Here is a 24367-nt window from a genome sequence, read left to right on the forward strand (position 1 = left end):
TATTAATATTAATTTATAACCATTTTAGCAACTACATTATTGCTTGATAACCACGCCGTATTTTTATCGTAAATCCGAATGGAATAAAACCCTTCATCGCTTACTTTTTCCCATAGTTTTCCATAGTTTTTGGAATAAAATATTCCGTTTGTAGAAACTGCAAAAACTTCTTTTCCAGCTGTATCAGGAACATACTGTACACAGCTAACATATTTTGGAGGTAAATTTCCTGAAACAACTTGCCAAGTTTTACCTCCATCTTTAGTAATTGCTTTATTTGCAGAATTTCCAAATTTATCTAAATAATTGCCACCGCAAATAATTCCTTGTTTTTCATTGTAAAAATCGACAGAATAAATTCCAGTAGTATTTTCGCCTTGTACAATTGGTGTATTGTACACATTCCAAGTTAATCCCATATCTGAAGTATGAAAAACTCTGGCTTTTTTTCCACCAGTTACAATCCAAGCATTTTCACCAACAATGGCTATATTTGTGTTACTTGCAGCAAAGGCTGCTTCTCCTTCTTCAATCAACGGTAAATTTTCACATTTTATTTTCCCCCAAGTATTGCCACCATCACGTGTAATTAAGATAGATAAACAAGTGTCCGTTGGATCTCCCATTGCAATACCGTTTAATTCATCAAAAAACTTTAAAGCATCATAAAACACTTTTTTATTTTCTTCTTTATAAACAATTTCAATATTAGTATTTTGATATTTATAAAGTAGAGCAGGATTACCAATATTTAAAGCAAATACAGCATCTTTTGTGTATGCTAAAGCTCTAAAATGCGGAATAATTGTATCTGTAACAATATTTTTTGTTCCTATAAATTTCCCTGAACTCGTTAAAATTCCTAAATCTCCTTTAGAACCTGCATAAACAATTGAAGAATCGTTTACAATTTCAATCGCACGAATACTGGTACTGTCTATTTTGAATTTTTTTATTGAAATAGTGATGTTTTCACGAGGTTTATAGACGTCATTACAAGCAATTAAAAAAAATAAGATTGGAATTACTAATGTTGTTCTTTTCATTTTTAATATTTTTATGCGTCTAAATTAATTAAAACATTGGTATTTTAATGAAGAAAGCGTTGGTAATTTCAGGAGGCGGTAGCAAAGGTGCATTTGGAGGAGGAGTTGCCCAATATTTACTAAAAAATAAAAAAAATAAATACGATTTGTTCGTAGGTTCTTCCACAGGAAGTTTAATGGTTTCTCATTTGGCTCTTGGAGATGTGGATGGTTTAAAAAGAATATATACTTCTGTAAATCAACGTTCTATATTTAGTAATAATCCGTTTGTAATTAAAAAGAGACACGGAGAAAAGGTGATTACAATTAACCATTTAAACACTTTATGGAATTTTATTAATGGTAGGAGAACTTTTGGTGAAAGTAAAAATTTAAGAAAGCTTATTAAAAATGAAATTACTGAAGAGATTTATAATCAGATACTTAAAAGTGAAGTAGATGCAGTTGTTTCTGTTTCAAATTTGTCTTTAAATCAGGTAGAATATAAATCTATTAGAGATTGCAGTTATAACGATTTTTGTGACTGGATTTGGGCTTCGTGTAATTATGTGCCTTTTATGAGTTTGTTGGTTAAAAACGGTTGTCAATATGCAGATGGTGGATTTGGTTGTTTGGTTCCTGTTAAACAAGCAATTATGCGTGGTGCTAAAGAAATAGATGCAATAATTTTGGAAACTGAAGTCACTCAAATTAATAGAATGCAAGCCAAAAATGCTTTTTCTTTGCTATTTAATGTATTTGATTTTATGTTAGAGCATGTAGAACGACATAATATTACAATTGGTAAATTATCAGCAAAACACCACGATGTAAAGTTGAATTTATACTACACTCCCACAGTTTTAACAACAAATTCGCTAATTTTTGATAAAAAATTAATGACAAAATGGTGGAAAGCAGGGTTTGACTATGCTAAAAATAAAGAAGATGAAACTATGAATGCTTTTAGAGCTGATGTGTTAGATTAAATATAAAAAAGTAGTTCTTGAACTAGAATAACTGCTTTACTAATTTTTATGTAAATATAATTCTCAACTTTAATTTCCTTCGTTTTTTTTGTTCTATATTTTAATGTTTATTTGTAATCTAAAACTATTAATTAATGCTATTTAGAAACGACAGAACACTTATATTATATGCATTGCTTTTATTTATTTTTTCAGCTATTTATGGCCTAATATTACGTTGGAATTTTGCATTTCCATCTGCATTAATTTCTTATAAAAATCTATTACAAGGCCATTCTCATGTGGCTTTTTTAGGGTGGGGTTATTTAGCTGCTATTTATGGAGTTTTAAAATTGTTTATTCCGAAAGAAAAAAGAAATTTATCTATTTATAAAGTAACAATAAGTATAATTATTATAACAATAACTTTAATGTTATTTAGCTTTATATTAAGTGGTTATAAGGTTTTTTCTATAGTGTTGCTTTCAGTTTTTGGAGTAGCAACTTATGTCTTGTTTTTTAGAATATTAAAGGATTTAAAAGGCAAAAGTACTTCAACTATTATGGTTAAATATGGCATCTATTATTATTTAATTTCAAGTTTAGCAACTTGGTTTTTAGCCTTTGTAATTGTAACACAAGGCAAAACAAATTTGTATTATAATTCAGTTTATTTTTACTTGCATTTTTTGTACAATGGTTTCTTTGTTTTTACGTTGTTTGGTTTGCTATTTAAAATTCTTAAAAATCAAAAAATAATTATCTCAACTTTATTAAAAAAGTATTTTTTTATTTTCTTAAATTTAGCTTGTATTCCAGCGTATATATTATCTGTTTTATGGAGTACAACATCTTTAACTTTTAATGTAATCGGTTTTTTAGCTTCGTTTTTGCAGTTAATTTCGTTATTATTTCTTTTTAAAATATTAAAACAAGCCTTGGTTCAAATTAACTGGAGTTATACTTCGAAATTATTATTAAAAGTTGCAATAATTGCATATTCTTTTAAGATTTTAACGCAATTAGCTTCTTCATTTCCATATTTTGTTGAAAAATCGTTAGCTTTAAAACCTTATTTTATTATTGGTTATTTGCATCTTTTTACCTTAGGTTTTATGAGTGTTTTATTGCTTTTAATATTAAAGCAGTTGAAAACCATTTATAGTAACTCAGTTATTTTAAAAGTTGGAATTGGTTTTTTTTTAACAGGAATCACTTTTACAGAATTATTGTTATTTCTTCAAGGATTTTTACTTTTAATGAATCAAAAACTAATTCCTAATTACACAATTATTTTACTTATTTTTAGTTTCTTTATTGTAGTAGGCATTATTAATATTTTTATAAGTCAGTTTGTAAAACCTGCACTTTCAAATAAATAATTATTTGTCGATAACTTTTATTGTTTAACTTAATTTGTAATAGTACTTTTGACTTTTAAAGAATTCCTGTGATAAATTACTTAAAAAACCTTAACGAATCTCAAAAAGCGGCGGTTGTTCATAAAGAAGGGCCAATGATTATTATTGCTGGTGCTGGCTCCGGTAAAACGCGTGTGTTAACCTATAGAATAGCTCATTTAATGAATCAAGGTGTTGATTCGTTTAATATTTTATCGTTGACTTTTACCAATAAAGCTGCACGAGAAATGAAAGATAGAATTGGTGATGTTGTGGGTACTTCTGAAGCTAAAAACCTTTGGATGGGAACATTTCATTCAGTTTTTGCAAGAATTTTACGTTCAGAAGGATCTCATTTAGGCTATCCCTCAAACTTTACAATTTATGATACCCAAGATGCTGTAAGATTGCTTTCTTCAATAATTAAAGAAAAACAATTAGACAAAGATAAATATAAGCCAAAACAGGTTTTAAGCAGAATTTCATCTTTTAAAAATAGTTTAATTACTGTAAAAGCATATTATAATGACCCAGAGTTAATAGAAGCTGATAAAATGGCGCAGCGTCCTAAAATGGGTGAAATTTATCATCAGTATGTAGAACGATGTTTTAAAGCTGGAGCAATGGATTTTGATGATTTATTGTTGAGAACTAATGAGTTATTAACACGTTTTCCAGAAGTTTTGGCTAAATATCAAGATAGGTTTAAGTACATCTTGGTTGATGAATATCAAGATACAAACCATTCTCAATACTTAATTGTAAGAGCATTGGCAGATCGTTTTCAAAATATTTGTGTTGTTGGAGACGATTCTCAAAGTATTTATGCATTTAGAGGTGCAAACATTCAGAATATTTTAAATTTTCAACGCGATTATGATAAAGTACAAATTTTTAAATTAGAGCAAAATTACCGTTCTTCAAATAATATTGTTCAGGCTGCAAATTCTGTAATTGAAAAGAACAAAACAAAATTAGATAAAGAAGTTTGGACGGAAAATAGTGAAGGTCCAAAAATTAAAGTGATGCGCACTTATACCGAAGGTGAAGAAGGTAGATTTATTGCAGATTCTATTTTTGATAATATGATGAATTTGCAATTAAAAAATTCTGATTTTGCAATTTTATATAGAACAAATGCGCAGTCCAGAGCACTTGAAGATGCACTTAGAAAAAAAGATATAAAACATAGAATTTATGGTGGGCTGTCTTTTTACCAACGTAAAGAAATAAAAGATACATTAGCTTACTTACGTTTATTAATTAACCCAAACGATGAAGAAGCACTTAAAAGAGTTATAAATTACCCAATGCGTGGTATTGGAGTAGCTACCGTTGATAAATTATCCGTTGCTGCAAATCATTATAAAATATCAATTTTTGAATTACTTCGAGATTTAAACAATTATGATTTAAACTTAAACTCAGGAACAAAAAATAAGCTAGTTGGATTTATTACAATGATGCAGCATTTTCAAATTGAAGCACAATCTAAAAATGCTTTTGAAGTCGCCGAATTTGTTGTAAAACAAACACGTTTAATACGCGATTTAGAAAAAGATGGTACTCCAGAAGGAGTTAGTAGAATTGAAAATGTACAGGAATTATTAAATGGTATTAAAGATTTTATTGAAGTTCAGAAAGAAAAAGATGAAGACGATTCTTTAGCCTTTTTTTTAGAAGATGTTGCGCTTGCAACTGATTTTGATAATGATAAAAAAGATGAAACACCAAGAGTTTCTTTAATGACAATCCACTTGGCGAAAGGTTTGGAGTTTCCTTATGTTTACATTGTTGGGTTAGAAGAAAATTTGTTTCCTTCTGCAATGAGTATGAATACGCGAAGCGAACTTGAAGAAGAACGAAGATTGTTTTATGTAGCCCTTACAAGAGCTGAAAAACAGGCCTATTTAACCTATGCACAAACGCGCTACCGTTGGGGTAAGTTAGTGGATTGTGAACCTAGTAGGTTTTTAGAAGAAATAGATGAGAAGTTTTTAGAATATTTAACAGTAAAAGAGTCTAAACATACTCAAACTAAATTTATTAATGAAGATATTTTTGGAAGTGTTCCTCAAAATAAAATAAGATTTAAAAAACCAATTCAGCGCAGTCCTGCTAAAAGTAAGACAGCTCAAAAAATAGAGTTTCAACCTCCAAAAAATTTAAAGAAAGTTACCAACCCTGCAAGTCCGAAAGCAAATTTATTTGACAATAATATTGTTGTTGGTAATATTGTAAATCACACAAAGTTTGGTAAAGGTGAAGTCTTAAGTGTAGAAGGTAATGGTGCAAATCAAAAAGCTGAAATTAGATTTGCCTCAGTTGGTGTAAAAAAGTTACTACTACAATTTGCTAGGCTTACAATTATTAGCTAGAATAACATTGTAAAACAAATATTTATATTGTAATTTGCATAAAATAAAAAGAGAAAAGATAGATGGAATTTGATTTAGAATACAATGGGGAACGACCTCATTTAATAATACCAGAATATGGAAGGCATATTCAAAAGTTAGTAGATAATTGTGTTGCGCTGGAAGATGTTGAAGAACGCAATAAAATGGCAAAAGCTATTGTAGATGTTATGGGAAATTTACAACCTCATTTGCGAGATGTGCCAGATTTTAAACATAAACTTTGGGATCAGTTATTTATAATGTCAGATTTTAAATTGGAAGTAGATTCTCCTTATGATAAACCTTTAAAAGAAGAACTGCAAGCAAAACCAGAACCTTTGGCATATCCAAAATCTGCCTCTAAATACAGGTTTTATGGAAATAATATCCAAACTATGATTGATGTTGCTTTAACCTGGGAAGAAAGTGATGAGCGAGATGCATTGTACTATGCAATTGCCAATCACATGAAAAAATGTTACTTAAACTGGAATAAAGATACCGTTGAGGATAAAGTAATATTTAAACACTTGAAAGAATTGTCCCATAATAAAATTGATCTTACTGAAAGTACGGAAACGTTGTCTGAAGTAAAAGACCTAATGCGGAAAAGAAAAACGGCAACTAAAGGAAGGCAACAAGATTCAAGAAAAAAGACTCATAAATATAAATAAACCAGTAAAATAATGGCAACATTTGTAATTGAAGGAGGTCATAAATTAAGTGGCGAGATAACTCCGCAAGGAGCTAAAAATGAAGCTTTACAAGTACTTTGTGCAGTTTTATTAACAGAAGAAAAAGTTACAATAAGTAATATTCCAGATATTAGAGATGTTAATAAGTTAATTTATATTCTTGGAGAGCTAGGTGTCAAAATTGAACAAATAGCGAACGATACTTATACTTTTCAAGCGGATGCAATAAATCTTGAATATTTAGAATCTGAAAAATTCAAGCAAGATGGAAGTTCTTTAAGAGGTTCTATTATGATTGTTGGTCCGTTATTAGCTCGTTTTGGAAAGGGATACATTCCAAGACCAGGAGGTGATAAAATTGGGAGAAGAAGGTTAGATACGCATTTTGAAGGTTTTATAAAATTAGGTGCAACTTTTAGGTACAATAAAGACGAAAAATTCTACGGTGTTGAAGCAGATTATTTAACAGGTACAAATATGTTGTTAGATGAAGCTTCTGTAACCGGAACAGCAAATATTGTAATGGCTGCGGTAATGGCAAGAGGAATTACTACAATTTATAACGCAGCTTGCGAACCATATTTACAGCAATTATGTAAAATGCTGAACAGTATGGGAGCAAAAATTAGAGGTGTTGGTTCTAATCTATTAATTATTGAAGGTGTTCAAGTTTTAAAAGGTTGTTACCACAGAATTTTACCAGATATGATTGAGATTGGTAGTTGGATAGGAATGGCGGCAATGACAAAATCTTCAATTACAATTAAAAATGTAAGTTGGGACGATTTAGGTTTGATTCCTCGTGTTTTTCAAAAAATTGGAATAAATTTAGAAAGAAGAGGAGATGATATTTTTATCCCTGAACAAGATAGCTATGAAATTCAAAATTTTATTGATGGTTCAATTTTAACAGTATCAGATGCACCTTGGCCAGGTTTTACACCTGATCTGTTAAGTATTATTTTGGTGGTTGCTACCCAAGCAAAAGGAAGTGTTTTAATTCATCAAAAAATGTTTGAAAGTCGCTTGTTCTTTGTAGATAAGTTAATTGATATGGGTGCTAAAGTTATTTTATGTGACCCGCATAGAGCAACCGTAATTGGTATGGATCACGAATTTAGTTTAAAAGGAACGGTTATGACTTCGCCAGATATTAGGGCAGGTATTTCTTTATTAATAGCTGCGCTTTCAGCAAAAGGAACAAGTACCATTCACAATATTGAGCAAATAGATAGAGGGTATCAAAATATAGATACTCGACTGCGAGCCATAGGAGCAAAAATTACTAGAGTAGAATAGTAGTGTTCTATGATTGGTTCTAAATTAAAATTAAAAAATTATTGTCGTTTTTATAAAGGCAATAATTTTTTTTTGAAGATGTGTTTTTTAATGAATACAAATGTCATATTGGCATAAATAAATAAAATGGCAATACTTTTGCTATTCTAATTGTTGATAAATTTTTTAAATAAAATTATGAGTACAAAGAAAGATTCTAAAAAAGAAAAAGAAGTTTTAGATAAAGAAGCAGCACAGCAAGAAACTAAAGAAATTAGTATCGAAGAGCAATTAAAACTTGAAGTAAATCAAGAAAGAGATAAGTTTTTAAGATTGTTTGCTGAATTTGAAAATTATAAAAAAAGAACTTCTAAAGAACGTATTGAGTTGTTTAAAACTGCCAATGAAGATTTAATGACAGTTTTACTACCTATTTTAGACGATTTTGACAGAGGTTTGAATGAGATAAAGAAAGCCAAAGATAAAGAACTTTTAAAAGGTATGGAGCTTATTAAAAATAAGTTAAATAATACGCTTAATCAGAAAGGTTTGAGTCTAATTAAAGTGGAACAAGGTGAAGTTTTTGATGTTGAATTACACGAAGCTATTACGCAAATTCCAGCCCCATCAGAAGATTTAAAAGGAAAAATAATTGATGTTGTAGAGCAAGGTTATAAGTTAGGGGATAAAATTATACGATACCCTAAAGTTGTTATTGGACAATAACAAGAATTATAAATTATGAATTACGAAGTTTAAATTAATGGCAAAACAAGATTTTTACGAGATATTAGGTGTTTCAAAAAATGCAACTCCAGCAGAAATAAAAAAGGGATATAGAAAGATGGCAATCAAATACCATCCAGATAAAAATCCTGGGGATAAAGAAGCTGAAGAAAACTTTAAAAAAGCTGCTGAAGCTTATGAAATTCTAAGTGACGAAAATAAAAAAGCACGTTACGATCAATATGGACACGCAGCCTTTGAAAATGGCGGTGGTACCGGTGGTTTTGGCGGTGGTGGAATGAATATGGATGATATATTCAGTCAGTTTGGAGATATTTTTGGTGGCGGAGGCTTTGGTGGATTCGGTGGCGGAGGTTTTGGCGGAGGATCTAGAGGAAGAGCTCGTGTAAAAGGAAGTAACTTAAGAATTAGAGTAAAGCTTACTTTAGAAGAAATTGCCAGTGGTGTAGAAAAGAAAGTAAAAGTAAGAAGAAAAGTAAAAGCATCAGGGTCGACTTTTAAAAGTTGTTCAACGTGTAATGGTAGTGGTCAAGTAATGAGAGTTACAAACACTATTTTAGGAAGAATGCAGTCAGCTTCTACTTGCCCTACCTGCCATGGAGCAGGAGAAACTCTAGATAAAAGACCTAAAAATGCAGATGCACAAGGTTTAGAGCCAAAAGAAGAAACTGTTTCAATTAAAATTCCTGCAGGAGTTACAGAAGGGGTTCAGTTAAAAGTAAATGGAAAAGGTAATAGTGCACCAGGAAATAATGCAGTAGATGGTGATTTAATTGTTGTAATTGAAGAAGCGAAGCACGATACATTAAAGAGAGAAGGAACTAATTTACACTATGATTTGTATATTAATTTTTCCGAAGCAATTTTAGGTATAGATAAAAATATTGATACAGTTACTGGTAAAGTGAAAATTAAAATTGAACCAGGAACACAATCTGGTAAAATATTAAGATTAAGAGGAAAAGGTTTGCCAAGTATAGATCACTATGGAAATGGTGATTTATTAGTACATGTTAATGTTTGGACTCCTCAACAAATTTCAAAAGAACAAAAAGAGTTTTTTGAAAGAATGAAAACTGATGAAAATTTTACGCCAAATCCTTCTAAATTAGATAAATCATTTTTTGAAAAAGTAAAAGATATGTTTTCATAAAATAATTGAAGTATTATTTGTATAAGTTATACAAAATAAATTATATTTGAAAAGTTATTAGTGAAATACCTAATAACACTTTTTCTTTTTCATAGCAATTTTCCCACTCAAATTTTGAGTGGGTTTTTTTATACTAATTATATTTTATAGTGTACTTTTGCAACCTAAAAGTAGGTCGTCTTATCGCTTCATTGTTTTGAAGAGGAAAGTCCGGACACCATAGAGTAGCATAGCGGATAACATCCGTCCAGCGTAAGTTGAGGACAAGTGCAACAGAAAGCAAGTACAGTTCGGCTGTAGTGAAACCAGGTAAACTCTATGCGGTGAAATGCCACGTATATTAAAATTTTAGAGTTACTCGCTCTATTTTAAGGGGTAGGCAGCTCGAGCTATAAAGTAATTTATAGTCTAGATAAATGATAAGAGCTTTTTTTAAGAACAGAATCCGGCTTATAGACCTACTTTTTTTATCATATTCTTAATATTTACAACGTTTTCGCTCTTGATTTTTATAGAATAAAAAAAAATAGCCTGATAAACTATTTATATTGAAAAAGACACCTTCAATTACGAATTTTTTTATTCAAAACATCATTTTTTGTACCTTCGCTAAATTAAAAATAACTAAATAAAATATAAATATGGCTTTTGATATTGAAATGATTAAAGGTGTCTATTCTAGAATGACAGAACGTGTTGATGCTGCAAGAGAAATAGTTGGAAAACCTTTAACCTTAGCTGAAAAAATATTGTACAATCACTTGTGGGATGGGAACGCAACCAAAGCGTTTACAAGAGGAAAAGATTATGTAGATTTTGCACCTGACCGTATAGCTTGTCAAGATGCAACAGCACAAATGGCATTATTACAATTTATGCAAGCTGGTAAAAGTAAAGTTGCAGTGCCAACAACAGTGCATTGTGATCACTTAATTCAAGCAAAACAAGGTGCTAATTTAGATTTAAAACGAGCAAATGATGTAAGCAAAGAGGTGTTCGATTTTTTAGCATCTGTTTCTAACAAATATGGTATTGGGTTTTGGAAACCAGGAGCCGGAATTATTCATCAAGTTGTATTAGAAAACTATGCATTTCCAGGTGGAATGATGATTGGAACAGATTCTCATACAGTAAATGCTGGTGGATTAGGAATGGTTGCAGTTGGAGTTGGTGGTGCAGACGCTGTAGATGTTATGGCTGGTATGGCTTGGGAACTTAAATTTCCAAAGCTAATTGGTGTTAAATTAACTGGAAAATTAAACGGCTGGACTTCAGCAAAAGATGTAATTCTAAAAGTAGCAGGAATTCTTACTGTAAAAGGTGGAACAGGTGCAATTGTAGAATATTTTGGTGAAGGTGCAAAAAATTTATCGTGTACTGGAAAAGGAACTATTTGTAATATGGGTGCTGAAATAGGTGCAACAACATCTACTTTTGGTTATGATGCATCTATGGAGCGCTATTTACGAGCTACGGATAGAAATGATGTTGCAAATGAAGCAAATAAAATAAAAGAATATTTAACTGGAGATGCTGAAGTATATGCTGATCCAGAAAAATATTTTGACCAAGTAATAGAAATAAATTTAGATACGTTACGACCACATTTGAATGGTCCATTTACACCAGACTTAGCAACACCAGTTGGAGAATTAGGAGCTAAAGCTAAGGAAAACGAATGGCCTTTAAAAGTGGATTGGGGGCTAATTGGATCTTGTACAAACTCTTCTTATGAAGATTTATCTCGTGCAGCTTCTATTGCCAAACAAGCAGTAGATAAAAAGTTAGTAACAAAAGCAGATTTTGGAATTAATCCAGGGTCAGAGCAAGTGCGTTATACAGCAGAAAGAGATGGGATTCTTAAAATATTTGAAGATTTAGACGCTACTATTTTTACAAACGCCTGTGGTCCTTGTATTGGGCAATGGGATAGAAGTGATTTAAAAGGGGAAGAAAAAAACACGATAGTTCATTCATTTAATAGAAACTTTTCAAAACGTGCTGATGGAAATCCAAATACGCACGCATTTGTGGGATCGCCAGAAATGGTTGCAGCAATTGCAATATCGGGTCGTTTAGATTTTGACCCAATGAATGATACACTTATTAATGAAGATGGCGAAGCTGTTAAATTAGACGAGCCAAAAGGAATAGAACTTCCACCTTTAGGTTTTGATGTAAAAGATTCAGGTTATGTAGAGCCAGTTGAAGATGGTAGTAATGTTGATGTTTCTGTAAGTCCAACTTCAGAACGTTTACAATTATTAACACCTTTTCAACCAATTGGAAAAGAAATTAATGGGGCTAAATTATTAATAAAAGCCTTTGGAAAATGTACAACAGACCATATTTCTATGGCAGGACCATGGTTACGTTTCCGAGGTCATTTAGATAATATTTCTAATAACTGTTTGATAGGTGCCGTAAATGCTTTTGGTAAAAAAACAAACTTTGTTAAAAATCAGTTAACAGGTGAGTTTGGAGGTGTGCCAGATGTTGCTAGAGCTTATAAAGCTGCAGGTGTAAAATCTGTAGTTGTTGGAGATCATAATTACGGAGAAGGATCGTCTCGAGAACATGCAGCTATGGAGCCTAGACATTTAGGTGTTGTAGCGGTAATAGTAAAGTCATTTGCTCGTATTCATGAAACAAATTTAAAAAAACAAGGTATGTTAGGACTTACCTTTAATAATGAAGCAGATTACGATTTAATTCAAGTAGATGATACTTTTAACTTTGTTGATATTAATGAATTTGCTCCAGAAAAGCAATTAACTTTAGAATTAGTGCATAACGATGGAACTAAAGATGTAATAAAATTAAACCACACTTATAATCAAAGTCAAATTGATTGGTATAATGAAGGTTCTGCATTAAACTTGATAAAAAAAGAGAATGCTAGCTAAGAATTGATTTTTAGTTAAAATTGAATTTAAAAAAAGACGTATTTATACGTCTTTTTTTATGTTTAAAATTCAATAAAATGGGCGCAAGTTAGATAATAACACATATAAATCATTGAAAAACAATACAAAACAAAATATATTCCAACCTTTTCGTAAATATAACAGTTGTTTTCTAATTTTTTTGTAACTTTTTATCTTAATTTTAAACAATATATGAAGTACAAAATTGAGTAAAACACTAAACATTTAGAGACGAATGGAACAGTTAATACTCATAATTCCTTTCCAAGATTCGCATCAACTTTTATTTCAAAATAGTACTTTAAATTTTTATAAAAAACAATTAATTAAATTATTTTCTTTGATACCATATTTATGAAAGCATTATTTTATACAAAAGAATTTCCACCATATGTATACGGAGGAGCAGGAGTAGTTGTCGAATACTTAGCTAATGAATTAGAAAAATTAATGGAAATTGATATAAAGTGTTTCGGTGATCAAGAATCAACTTCAGGAAACATGCACGTAAAAGGTTTTCCTTATAATAATCCAGTATTTGAGAAATCAGACAATAAATTAAAAGCTGTATTTAATAGTCTGAATACTTGTCTTCATATGAATGCTGAAATTCTTGATGCCGATATAGTTCATTGTCATACTTGGTATGCTCATTTTGCTGGAATTGTTGCAAAACTATGTTATGGAGTTCCATTGGTAATTACTACACATTCTTTAGAACCGCTAAGGCCTTGGAAAAGAGAACAATTAGGAAGAGGTTATGATGCTTCGTCTTGGATTGAAAAAACTGCTATTGAGATGGCAGATGCTTTAATTGCGGTTTCAGAGGAAACAAAAGTTGATGTTCTGAATCATTTTAACGTTGATGAGAAAAAGGTTAAAGTTATTTACAATGGTATTAATCTTAGTGAATATAATGTAACTACTAAAACTTCAACTTTAGAGAGATATAACATAGATACTACTAAACCTTATGTGCTTTTTGTTGGTAGAATTACACGTCAAAAAGGAATAATTCATTTGGTAAATGCAATTAAATATATAGATCCAGATACACAAATAGTTTTATGTGCTGGCGCTCCAGATACTCCTGAAATTGCAAAAGAAATGGAAGCGAGCGTAAATGAAGTTAAAAAAACAAGAAACAATGTTATTTGGATAGACGAAATGTTGCCTAAAAAGGAGGTAATACAATTATACTCTCACGCCACTGTATTTTGTTGTCCTTCAATTTATGAACCATTTGGAATTATTAATATTGAAGCCATGGCTTGTAATACAGCAGTTGTAGCAAGTGCTGTTGGTGGAATTAAAGAAGTAGTTGTTAATGGAGAAACAGGTATTTTAATTCCTGTAGACCAACAAACTGAAGCGCCGTTTGAACCTATAAATCCAGATAAGTTTGCTAAAGATTTAGCATATGGAGTTAATTTGGTTATAAACAATAAAGAATTGCGCAATAAAATGGAATTAAATGGACGAAAAAGAGTAGAAGAAAACTTTGATTGGGTAGCAATTGCAGCTCAAGTAGAAGAGCTTTATAAGTCGTTAATTTAACTCATGTTAAAGTACAAAAGAATATTTATAATAATAAAATAGTTAGTTATGCCAAAGAAAAAAGTTTTATCCATTATTTTAGGAGGAGGACAAGGATCAAGATTACATCCATTAACAGAAACAAGGTCTAAACCAGCAGTTCCAATTGCTGGTAAATACCGTTTAGTAGATATTCCAATTTCAAATTGTATTAATTCAAGTTTAAAGCAAATATTTGTTTTAACACAGTTTAATTCAGCTTCTTTAAACAGGCATATTAAAAATACGTATCATTTTAGCTTTTTTAGTGAGGCTTTTGTTGATGTATTAGCTGCTGAACAAACTCCGGGAAATAAAGGTTGGTTTCAAGGTACAGCAGATGCTGTTCGCCAAAGTATGCATCATTTTTTAAGACATGATTTTGATTATGCACTTATTTTATCTGGAGATCAATTATATCAAATGGATTTTGAAGAAATGGTTAAAGCCCATGTTAAAGCAAAAGCATCTATTTCAATTGCAACAATTCCTGTAAATGCTAAAGATGCTACATCATTTGGAATTTTAAAAGCAAATGATAATAATAGAATTACATCTTTTATAGAAAAACCAGATGAATCGTTATTACCAGATTGGACATCGGATGTAAGTGAAAATATGAAAGCTGAAGGGAGAAATTATTTAGCTTCTATGGGTATTTATATATTTAATAGAGATTTATTGGTTAAATTAATGGAAAACCCAGATACTATTGATTTTGGAAAAGAAATTATACCACAATCCATTGATGAGCATTTAACATTAAGTTACCAATATGAAGGTTACTGGACAGATATTGGTAATATAGACTCTTTCTTTGAAGCAAATTTAGGGTTAACAGATGATTTTCCTAAGTTTGATTTATATAGTAAGAAAAGACGTATATATACACATGCTAGAATGTTACCTACAACAAAAATTTCTGGAACAATTTTAGATAAAACAGTTATAGCCGATGGTTGTATTATTAATGCAGGTAAAATTGAACATTCTGTTATAGGAGTTCGCTCTAGAATAGATAAAGAATCAACTGTTATTAACACTTATATGATGGGAAGTGATTTTTATCAACCTTTAGAAGATATTATTAACAAAGATATTGTATCTATGGGAATTGGAAGTAGATGTTTTATTAAAAACGCTATTTTAGATAAAAATTGTTGTATTGGTGATGAGGTTAGAATTAATGGAGGGACCCATTTAGAAGATACCGAAACAGATACTTATGCGATTAGGGATGGTATTGTAGTTATTAAAAAAGGTGCAATTATTCCTAATGGATTTACAATTTAACAAAAATTAGATTTTAATTATTTTATATGCAGAAAAATCAAAGAAGGGTTGTAATTGAAAATATTTCACCTCAGTTAAATAATGGAGATTTTCAAATAAAACGTGTTGTAAATGAAATTGTTACCGTTAATGCAGATGTGTTAACAGACGGACATGATATTATTGCTTCTGCTGTTCTTTATAAACACGAAAAAGCGAAGGAATGGAGTGAAGTAAGAATGCAATCAAGAGAAAATAACAATTGGCAAGCATCTTTTACAGTTGAAAATCAAGGATCATACACCTATAAAATTATAGGCTGGGTAGATTATGCTTTAAACTGGCAACAAGGAATACACAGAAAAATTGATGATAATCAAATAGTACATTCTGAATTATTAGAAGGTATAGATTTTTTAAAAAAATGTAGCAGAAAGGCAACTGCTTCCGAAAAAAAATATTTAAAAAGTTTAGAAGTTGTTTTTGCAGATTCAACTAAATACGATAATGCTGTTAGTGAGGCTATAAGTGATAAATTACATACTATTTTTCTGAAATATCCTGAGAAAAAATTAGTAAATACTTCAAAAGAACTACCTGTATATGTAGATAGAATAAAAGCTAGATTTAGCACCTGGTACGAGTTTTTTCCACGTTCTGCTTCACAAAATGATAGTGTTCACGGTACTTTTAAAGATTGTGAAAAATTACTGCCTAAAGTTGTAGAAATGGGCTTTGATACATTATATTTTCCTCCAGTTCATCCAATAGGTGAGGTAAAGAGAAAAGGTAAAAATAATACAACAGAAGCTAAAGATGGTGATGTAGGTTCTTGTTGGGGAATTGGTTCAAAACTTGGGGGGCATAAATCAATACATCCTCAATTAGGTACTGTTAAAGACTTTAAAACCTTAATTAAAAAAGCTTCAAATTTAGGAATTGAAATTGCTATGGATTATGCATTGCAAGCTGCACCAGATCATCCTTGGGTTAAAGAATACCCATCTTGGTTTAAATGGAGACCAGACGGAACGGTGCAATATGCAGAAAATCCACCTAAAAAATACCAAGATATTTTACCAATTTATTGGGAAAGTGAAGATTATAAAAACTTGTGGGACGAATGTCTAGATACATTATATTACTGGATTGATTGCGGAATTAAAGTATTTAGAGTGGATAATCCACATACAAAACCTTTTTATTTTTGGAATTGGATTATTTCAGAGGTAAAAGCAAAACATCCGGATACGTTATTTTTAGCAGAAGCTTTTACCGCACCAAAAATAATGCAACAACTTGCAAAACAAGGTTATACGCAATCTTATACATATTTTACTTGGAGAAACAATAAACATGAACTGACTGAATATGTTGAGGAATTAACAAAAACAGATCAAAAAGAGTATATGAGACCAAATTTTTGGCCTAATACACCCGATATTAATCCGTTCCATTTGCAAGGAGCAAATGAGTCTAAATATATTCAACGTTATGTTTTAGCAGCAACATTAAGTTCTAATATTGGAATTTATGGACCTGTTTTTGAACAAATGATAGATGAACCAATAATTGGTAAGGAAGAATATTTAAATTCAGAGAAATTTCAAATTTGTAAGTATGATTGGTTTAAACAAAATAAATTAACATCTATAATTTCAAAAGTTAATAAAATTCGTAACAATCATAAAGCACTGCAACAAACAAATAATATAAAGTTTTGCAGCATTAATAATGATAATTTAATTGCTTTTTATAAATGGGATGATACCAAAGAAAACGAATTGTTAATTATTATTAGTTTAGATGAATACCATACACAACAAGGTATGCTAAAAGTACCATTGCACGAACTTGGTATAGGACATGGACATCACCTAAAAGTAACGGATTTAATTACCGAAATAACGTACGATTGGCACGATGAATGGAATTTTATACAATTACAAACTTCAATACCATTTCATATATTCAAAATAACTAAATAAAAATAATATGTCGGAAAATGCTAAAGATTCTAAATTAGCAGCCAAATATAATTTTGATGTTTCTTGGGAAGAACTGTTAGATAATAAAGATTTTTTAAATGTTTTTTTATCAGATGTACTTGAAAATTATATTGTTAAACAACGTTGGTTCGGAGGTAAGTCTAGTAAAATTAAATACATAGAATTAGCTGAGTACTTTAGAATCCAACAAAATAATGAAGTTTATTTTGGATTGATTTTAGAAGTAGATTTTGTTGAGGCATTTTACCATCATTATTTTATTCCAATTGCATTTGTTTCTGACGAAAATTTTGCTAAAAAAGATAGAATTCTTCCCATAAGTATAAAAAATCAAGAAGGTTTTATTATTGATGCAGTTAACTTAGAAGCTTTTAGGAAACTTGTTTTTGAGCGAATTTCTAATGCAGAATTAATAGATAGAACAAAAGTACAATATCATAAAAGTGAATTATTTTCAAATATTGAATATAACTCATCTAAATTATTGGGGTTGGAGCAAAGTAACACGTCATTAGTATTTAATGATAAATTTGTTTTAAAATTTTTTAGAAGAATTTTCGCAAATAAAAACCCTGATTATGAAATGAATAGGTTTTTAACTGACAAAAAAGATTTTAAAAATACACCACGATATTTGGGAAGTATCAACTTTATAGATCAAGAAAAGGAAGTAGTAACAATTGCTGTTATGCAAGAATTGGTACAAAATGAAGGAGATGCTTGGGATGTTTTTTTAATTGAAATTGACAAAGTTTTTGAAACCTTAGAAATTAAAAATATTGAGATTGATAATTTACCAGAACCGGAACTCTATAATAGTTTAAGAATACATGATATTCCTCATAGAATTATTGACTGGGTAGGGTTAAATTTATTTTTAAAAATTAAAGTATTGGCAAAACGAACTGCCGAAATGCACATAAACTTAGGTTCCGAGTTTGAAGATACTGCTTTTACACCAACTCATTTTAATGGAGATTATGCTGTTTGGTTAAAAAATAGAATGATCTATCAATTTCAAAATAGATTAAATAGTATTGAAAATAATTTACATAAGCTAGATAAAAATAGTATAGAAATGGCAAAAGATTTACTGAGTAAAAAAAGTTTAATACGAAGTAAATTTTTAAAATTCGACTGGACTAAATTAAAAGGAGAACGCATTAGAGTACACGGTGATTATCATTTGGGGCAAATTTTAGTACAAAACGACGATTTTTATATTTTAGATTTCGAAGGAGAACCAGAAAGTACTATTAGAGACAGACAAGTAAAACAGCCACCAATGAAAGATGTTGCTGGGCTTTTTAGATCTTTTCATTATGCAATCTATGCAACAATCTTTAATAATAAAGATAAGTTTAAACAGTCTGAAAATAAGCTTTTTAAAGCAGCTGAATTATTATATGGATATTTTACAGGAGTATTTTTAGAAACTTATATTAACACCGTAGAACAAGCTAATTTAAATATTGGCTATAGCCAAGAGCGTATTTTTATGCTCGAATATTGTTTATTGGAGAAAGCAATTTACGAACTAGGCTACGAATTAAATTCGCGCCCAAGTTGGGCAGTAATTCCATTAAAAGGAATTTCAAACCTTATTAACAATTAATTTATGACACAAGTAAAATCATATAGTTTATTTACTGATTTTGATATTTCATTATTTAAAGCAGGAAAACATTATCGTTTATACGAAAAATTTGGATCACATATAACCACCTTAAATGGAGTAGAAGGCTCTTATTTTGCCGTTTGGGCACCAACAGCAAATCAGGTTTCTGTAATTGGAGATTTTAATCATTGGAAAGATGGAGAACACAAATTAAATGTTCGCTGGGATTCTTCAGGTATTTGGGAAGGCTTTATTCCTTTAGTAGAAAAAGGAATGGCGTATAAATATAAAATCCATTCAAATAATAATGGGTATATTTCAGAAAAAGCAGATCCTTATGCCAGACGTTGCGAACATCCTCCAAAAACAGCTTCTATAGTTTGGGAAGATAATTATCAATGGAAGGATAAAAATTGGTTAAAAATAAGAAAAGAACACAATGCTTTAGATGCACCCTATTCTGTATATGAAGTACATTTAGGTTCTTGGAAAAGACACGCAACAGAAGATCGCTTTTTATCGTATTTTGAACTTGCAGAGGATTTGGTAAATTATGTAAAAGAAATGAATTTTACCCATGTAGAATTTATGCCTATTATGGAATATCCGTACGATCCTTCATGGGGTTATCAAATAACAGGATATTTTGCCCCAACTTCACGTTTTGGCTATCCAAACGAATTTAAATATTTAGTAGATAAACTGCACGAAAGTGGAATAGGAATAATTTTAGACTGGGTGCCTTCACATTTCCCTGAAGATGCCCACGGTTTGGGTTATTTTGATGGATCAAATTTATACGAGCATCCAGATAAACGAAAAGGCTATCATCAAGACTGGAAAAGTTTAATATTTAATTATGAACGTAATGAAGTGCGTTCATTTTTAATAAGTAATGCCATATTCTGGTTAGAACAATATCACGTAGATGGTTTAAGAGTAGATGCAGTTGCTTCTATGTTATTTTTAGATTATTCACGTGAAGATGGTGAATGGGAACCAAATATATATGGTGGAAATGAAAATTTAGCGGTAGTTTCATTCTTAAAGGAATTAAATGAAGAGGTTTATAAATCGTTTCCAGATGTACAAACTATAGCTGAAGAATCTACAGCATTTCCAATGGTTTCTAAACCAACAAATATGGGTGGTTTAGGTTTTGGAATGAAATGGATGATGGGTTGGATGCACGATACATTAGAATATTTTGGCAAAGATCCAATATATAGAAAATTCCATCAAAATGAGATTACTTTTAGTCTAGCGTATGCATTTACAGAAAATTTTATGTTACCACTTTCACATGATGAAGTTGTATATGGTAAAAAATCTATTTTGGGAAGAATGCCCGGAGATGAATGGCAGCGTTTTGCAAACCTTAGATTAATGTATGGATACATGTTTACACATCCAGGAACAAAATTATTGTTTATGGGAAGTGAATTTGGTCAACAACAAGAATGGAATTTTCAAGAAAGTTTAGATTGGCATCTGTTGGAGTATAAATCGCATAAAGATGCACAAAATTATTATAAGGAATTAAATAAATTTTATAGATCTAGACCAGCTTTATTTGAAAAAGCATTTAGTGATGAAGGTTTTGAATGGATAAGTTTAGATGATGCTGAAAATTCGGTTATATCTTATATAAGAAAAGGTACTAATGAAGCTGAAAATTTGGTTGTTGTATGTAATTTTACTCCAAATATTATAGAAAAATATAGAATTGGACTTCCATCAAAAGTAAAATTAAAAGAAGTTTTTAATAGTGATAATAAAGACTTTGGTGGTAGTGGTGTTGGAAACCCAAGAATGTTAACTAGTAAAGCTGTTTTTTGGAACAATAAACCTTATTCTGCTGAAATTAAGTTATCTCCCTTGGGAATTACCATTTTTGAGATAAAATAGCATCAATTTAAATAATAACTAATTTACACTATTAATTTTTAATTTTTTTAAGAATTAATGGTGTTTTTTTTGAATAAAAAACACGCCTAAATATTTAAAAATTAGTACGTTTGCACAGCTAAAAAAATGAATTTAGATATATGATTTTAAGTACAGAATTAGAATATAAAGGGAATTTATATCCTTCAAAAATAATTTTTTATAAAAAGCACGTAAATATTCTCTATTTTAAAAGTGAGAATAATGTAGTATTACAACTTACCGTTGAACGAGATAGTGTTTTACGTTTTAGATATAGTACAACTGGTTTGTTCGAGAATGATTTTTCTTATGGAATAACTATGTACGCAAGTAAAGGCTATAACCATTTAGAAATTACTGAAGACGATAAAAAATATATAATTACAACATCTAAATTAATTTGTCATATTTCCAAGGTAGATATGAGAAAATCAATTTTTGATGCCAAAGATAATTCGTTAATTATAGAAGATGAGATTGGTTTTCATTGGGAAGAAAGTTATAAATTTGGTGGCGATATTGTAAAAATGTCATTAGCTTCTCAACAAGGAGAAAATTTTTATGGTTTAGGAGATAAACCTGTGGAAAATAATTTAAAAGGAAAGCGTTTTCAAAATTGGGTTACAGATTCTTATGCATATGTTAGAGGCACTGATCCCATTTATAAGGCAATTCCATTTTATACAGCATTGCATAAAAATAAATCCTACGGAATCTTTTTTGATAATACCTTCCGATCTTTTTTTGATTTTTGTAAAGAAAAAAGAAATGTAACCAGTTTTTGGGCAGATGGAGGTGAAATGAACTATTACTTTATTTATGGCCCAGAAATGACTGATGTTGTTTCAAATTATACAGATTTAACTGGGAGACCACAGCATATGCCACCTTTATGGGCTTTAGGTTATCACCAGTGTAAATGGAGTTATTATCCAGAATCTAAAGTAAAAAAGCTTGCAGCAAAATTTAGAGAACTACAAATACCATGTGACGCTTTATATTTAGATATTGATTATATGGAAGGTTTTAGATGTTTTACTTGGAATAAGGAATATTTTCCAGATCCAAAAAGAATGGTGAAAGAGCTTGCTGATGATGGATTTAAAACTATCGCAATTATTGATCCAGGAATTAAAATTGATACTGAATATAGTATTTTTAAAGAAGGTCTAGAAAATGATTATTTCTGTAAACGTGCAGATGGTCCATATATGAAAGGAAAAGTTTGGCCAGGAGAGTGTTATTTTCCAGACTATACAAACCCAAAAGTACGTGATTGGTGGTCTGATTTATTTAAAGAATTAATTGAAGATATTGGTGTAAATGGTGTTTGGAATGACATGAACGAACCTGCTGTAATGGATGTTCCGGGCAAATCTTTTCCAGATGATGTGCGTCATGATTATGATGGAAACCAATGCAGTCATAGAAAAGCACATAACGTTTATGGAATGCAAATGGCGCGGGCAACATATCATGGTTTAAAGAAGTTTAGTTACCCTAAACGTCCGTTTGTTATAACAAGAGCCGCTTATTCTGGAACACAACGGTATTCATCGACTTGGACTGGAGATAATGTTGCAACTTGGGACCATTTATCTATTGCAAACCAACAAGCCCAACGTATGTGCATGTCTGGATTCTCGTTTGTAGGTTCAGATATTGGTGGTTTTGCAGAACAACCAACAGGAGAATTATTTGCACGATGGATTCAGTTAGGGGTTTTTCACCCATTTTGTAGAGTGCATTCTTCTGGAGATCACGGCGATCAGGAACCTTGGGTATTTGGCTCAACAATAACAGATATTGTTCGAAAATTTATTGAAATTAGATATCAATTATTACCTTATTTGTATACAACTTTTTGGAAATATGCAAACGAAGGAATTCCAATCTTAAAATCATTGGTGTTATTCGATCAAAAAGATCCGCATACACATTATAGAAATGATGAATTTATTTTTGGTGAAAAAATATTAGTATGCCCCATTATTGAAGCAAATTCAAAAGGTAGACGTATGTATATACCAAAAGGAAGATGGTATAATTTCTGGGATAACAACATTCTTATTGGAGGTGAAGAGATGTGGGTGGACGCAGATATTGATAGTATGCCAATTTTTGTAAAAGAAGGGGCTATAATTCCTAAATACCCCATTCAACAATATGTTGGAGAAAAAGTGATAGAACAATTAGAATTAGATGTATATTACAAAGAAGGTAAAGAAATTTCAGAAGTTTATGAAGATGCCCATGATGGATATGATTATAAAAAAGGAAGGTACAGTTTAAGAAATTTTAATCAAGTTGGTAAGAAGCATTCCTTAACCCTTCAGCAATTTAAATCTGGAAAATATATTTCAAGTTACGATACTTTTAAAATTAATATTCATGGGTTACCATTTAAAATTACGAATATTGAGGTTGATAATGAAAAAATAGATATTTCTAAAATAAATGGAAATGTTACTTTTATTGTAACTAAAGAATTTAGAGAAATTTATATAACAAGTAAATAATAACAAAAAAGAAGTAAAGAGACTCTTTGAAAAAGCAGTCTCTTTTATCTCAATTATGTATATTTGATTTATAATTATGAACAAAAATTAAAATTATAATAAGAATGAAACTTTTAGAAAATAAAACAGCTTTAATAACTGGAGCTACTAGAGGAATTGGTAAAGGAATTGCAGAAGTTTTTGCAAAACAAGGTGCAAATGTAGCTTTTACATATAGCTCATCTGTTGATGCCGCAGTTGCCTTAGAAAATGAGTTAAAAAACTATGGAGTAAAAGCAAAAGGTTACCAGTCAAATGCTGCAAATTTTGATGCCGCACAAGAATTGGCTGCTGAAGTTTTAAAAGAATTTGGAACTATAGATATTTTAATAAATAACGCAGGGATTACTAAAGATAATTTGTTAATGCGCATTTCTGAGGATGATTTTGATAAAGTAATAGAGGTAAACTTAAAATCTGTTTTTAATTTAACAAAAGCCGTTATTAGACCAATGATGAAACAACGTGCAGGGTCAATTATTAATATGAGTTCTGTAGTTGGTTTAAAAGGAAATGCTGGGCAATCTAATTATGCAGCTTCTAAAGCTGGAATTGTTGGTTTCTCTAAATCGGTTGCGTTAGAATTGGGTTCTCGTAATATAAGAAGCAACGTAATTGCACCTGGTTTTATTGAAACTGAAATGACTGCTAGTTTACCAGAAGATACCGTTAAAGAATGGAGAAACTCTATTCCATTAAAAAGAGGTGGTACTCCAGAGGATATTGCAAATGCCTGTGTATTTTTAGCATCGGATATGAGTTCTTATATTACTGGACAAACATTAAGTGTTGATGGTGGAATGTTAACCTAAAC

At 30.4% G+C, this 24367-nt stretch carries 16 protein-coding genes and 1 other RNA gene; 16 read left to right on the plus strand and 1 reads right to left on the minus strand.

The window, feature by feature from the left end; translation table 11 throughout:
* Positions 1 to 8 precede the first annotated feature (8 nt).
* On the minus strand, positions 9 to 1046 hold the full coding sequence (locus IEW75_RS08770; protein WP_134246843.1) for a WD40/YVTN/BNR-like repeat-containing protein: 1038 nt from the start codon (positions 1044 to 1046) through the stop codon (positions 9 to 11).
* Positions 1047 to 1093: 47 nt separating this feature from the next.
* Here IEW75_RS08770 and IEW75_RS08775 point away from each other — a divergent pair, with 47 nt between their 5' ends.
* The 16 genes from IEW75_RS08775 to fabG all read left to right on the plus strand — a co-directional run bounded on the left by IEW75_RS08775 (position 1094) and on the right by fabG (position 24365).
* Complete coding sequence (locus IEW75_RS08775) at positions 1094 to 2014, plus strand: patatin-like phospholipase family protein (RefSeq protein ID WP_134246842.1); 921 nt, start codon at positions 1094 to 1096, stop codon at positions 2012 to 2014.
* 134 nt (positions 2015 to 2148) lie between these two features.
* Positions 2149 to 3375: a hypothetical protein gene (locus tag IEW75_RS08780; protein ID WP_134246841.1), complete on the plus strand. Its 1227-nt coding sequence runs from the start codon at positions 2149 to 2151 to the stop codon at positions 3373 to 3375.
* Between the two features lie 68 nt (positions 3376 to 3443).
* Positions 3444 to 5771: an ATP-dependent helicase gene (locus tag IEW75_RS08785; protein ID WP_134246840.1), complete on the plus strand. Its 2328-nt coding sequence runs from the start codon at positions 3444 to 3446 to the stop codon at positions 5769 to 5771.
* 62 nt (positions 5772 to 5833) lie between these two features.
* Complete coding sequence (locus IEW75_RS08790; RefSeq protein ID WP_134246839.1) at positions 5834 to 6466, plus strand: DUF4290 domain-containing protein; 633 nt, start codon at positions 5834 to 5836, stop codon at positions 6464 to 6466.
* Between the two features lie 12 nt (positions 6467 to 6478).
* Positions 6479 to 7786: a UDP-N-acetylglucosamine 1-carboxyvinyltransferase gene (murA, locus tag IEW75_RS08795; RefSeq protein WP_134246838.1), complete on the plus strand. Its 1308-nt coding sequence runs from the start codon at positions 6479 to 6481 to the stop codon at positions 7784 to 7786.
* Positions 7787 to 7963: 177 nt separating this feature from the next.
* Entirely contained in the window at positions 7964 to 8491 is a 528-nt protein-coding gene (locus IEW75_RS08800) for a nucleotide exchange factor GrpE (RefSeq protein WP_134246837.1), read from the plus strand.
* Positions 8492 to 8528: 37 nt separating this feature from the next.
* A complete protein-coding gene (gene dnaJ, locus IEW75_RS08805) occupies positions 8529 to 9665 on the plus strand; it encodes a molecular chaperone DnaJ (protein WP_134246836.1) in 1137 nt (378 codons plus the stop codon).
* Positions 9666 to 9832: 167 nt separating this feature from the next.
* Positions 9833 to 10134: RNase P RNA component class A (rnpB, locus tag IEW75_RS08810), an RNA gene on the plus strand.
* A 172-nt stretch (positions 10135 to 10306) separates the two neighbouring features.
* Complete coding sequence (locus tag IEW75_RS08815; protein ID WP_134246835.1) at positions 10307 to 12571, plus strand: aconitate hydratase; 2265 nt, start codon at positions 10307 to 10309, stop codon at positions 12569 to 12571.
* A gap of 375 nt (positions 12572 to 12946) precedes the next feature.
* A complete protein-coding gene (gene glgA / locus IEW75_RS08820; RefSeq protein ID WP_134246834.1) occupies positions 12947 to 14149 on the plus strand; it encodes a glycogen synthase in 1203 nt (400 codons plus the stop codon).
* A gap of 48 nt (positions 14150 to 14197) precedes the next feature.
* Positions 14198 to 15460, plus strand: a complete 1263-nt coding sequence (locus IEW75_RS08825) for a glucose-1-phosphate adenylyltransferase (RefSeq protein WP_134246833.1) — start codon at positions 14198 to 14200, stop codon at positions 15458 to 15460.
* Between the two features lie 26 nt (positions 15461 to 15486).
* Entirely contained in the window at positions 15487 to 17427 is a 1941-nt protein-coding gene (locus IEW75_RS08830) for an alpha-1,4-glucan--maltose-1-phosphate maltosyltransferase (RefSeq protein WP_134246832.1), read from the plus strand.
* Between the two features lie 7 nt (positions 17428 to 17434).
* Positions 17435 to 19063: a trehalose synthase gene (locus IEW75_RS08835; protein ID WP_134246831.1), complete on the plus strand. Its 1629-nt coding sequence runs from the start codon at positions 17435 to 17437 to the stop codon at positions 19061 to 19063.
* Between the two features lie 3 nt (positions 19064 to 19066).
* Complete coding sequence (gene glgB / locus IEW75_RS08840) at positions 19067 to 20974, plus strand: 1,4-alpha-glucan branching protein GlgB (RefSeq protein WP_134246830.1); 1908 nt, start codon at positions 19067 to 19069, stop codon at positions 20972 to 20974.
* A gap of 140 nt (positions 20975 to 21114) precedes the next feature.
* A complete protein-coding gene (locus tag IEW75_RS08845) occupies positions 21115 to 23514 on the plus strand; it encodes a glycoside hydrolase family 31 protein (protein WP_134246829.1) in 2400 nt (799 codons plus the stop codon).
* 104 nt (positions 23515 to 23618) lie between these two features.
* The gene (gene fabG / locus IEW75_RS08850; protein ID WP_134246828.1) at positions 23619 to 24365 is read left to right on the plus strand and encodes a 3-oxoacyl-[acyl-carrier-protein] reductase; all 747 of its coding nucleotides are present in this window, start codon (positions 23619 to 23621) and stop codon (positions 24363 to 24365) included.
* The last annotated feature ends 2 nt before the right edge of the window (positions 24366 to 24367 follow it).

It is taken from the genome of Lutibacter litoralis (assembly GCF_014646675.1).
GTDB classification, from domain to species: domain Bacteria; phylum Bacteroidota; class Bacteroidia; order Flavobacteriales; family Flavobacteriaceae; genus Lutibacter; species Lutibacter litoralis.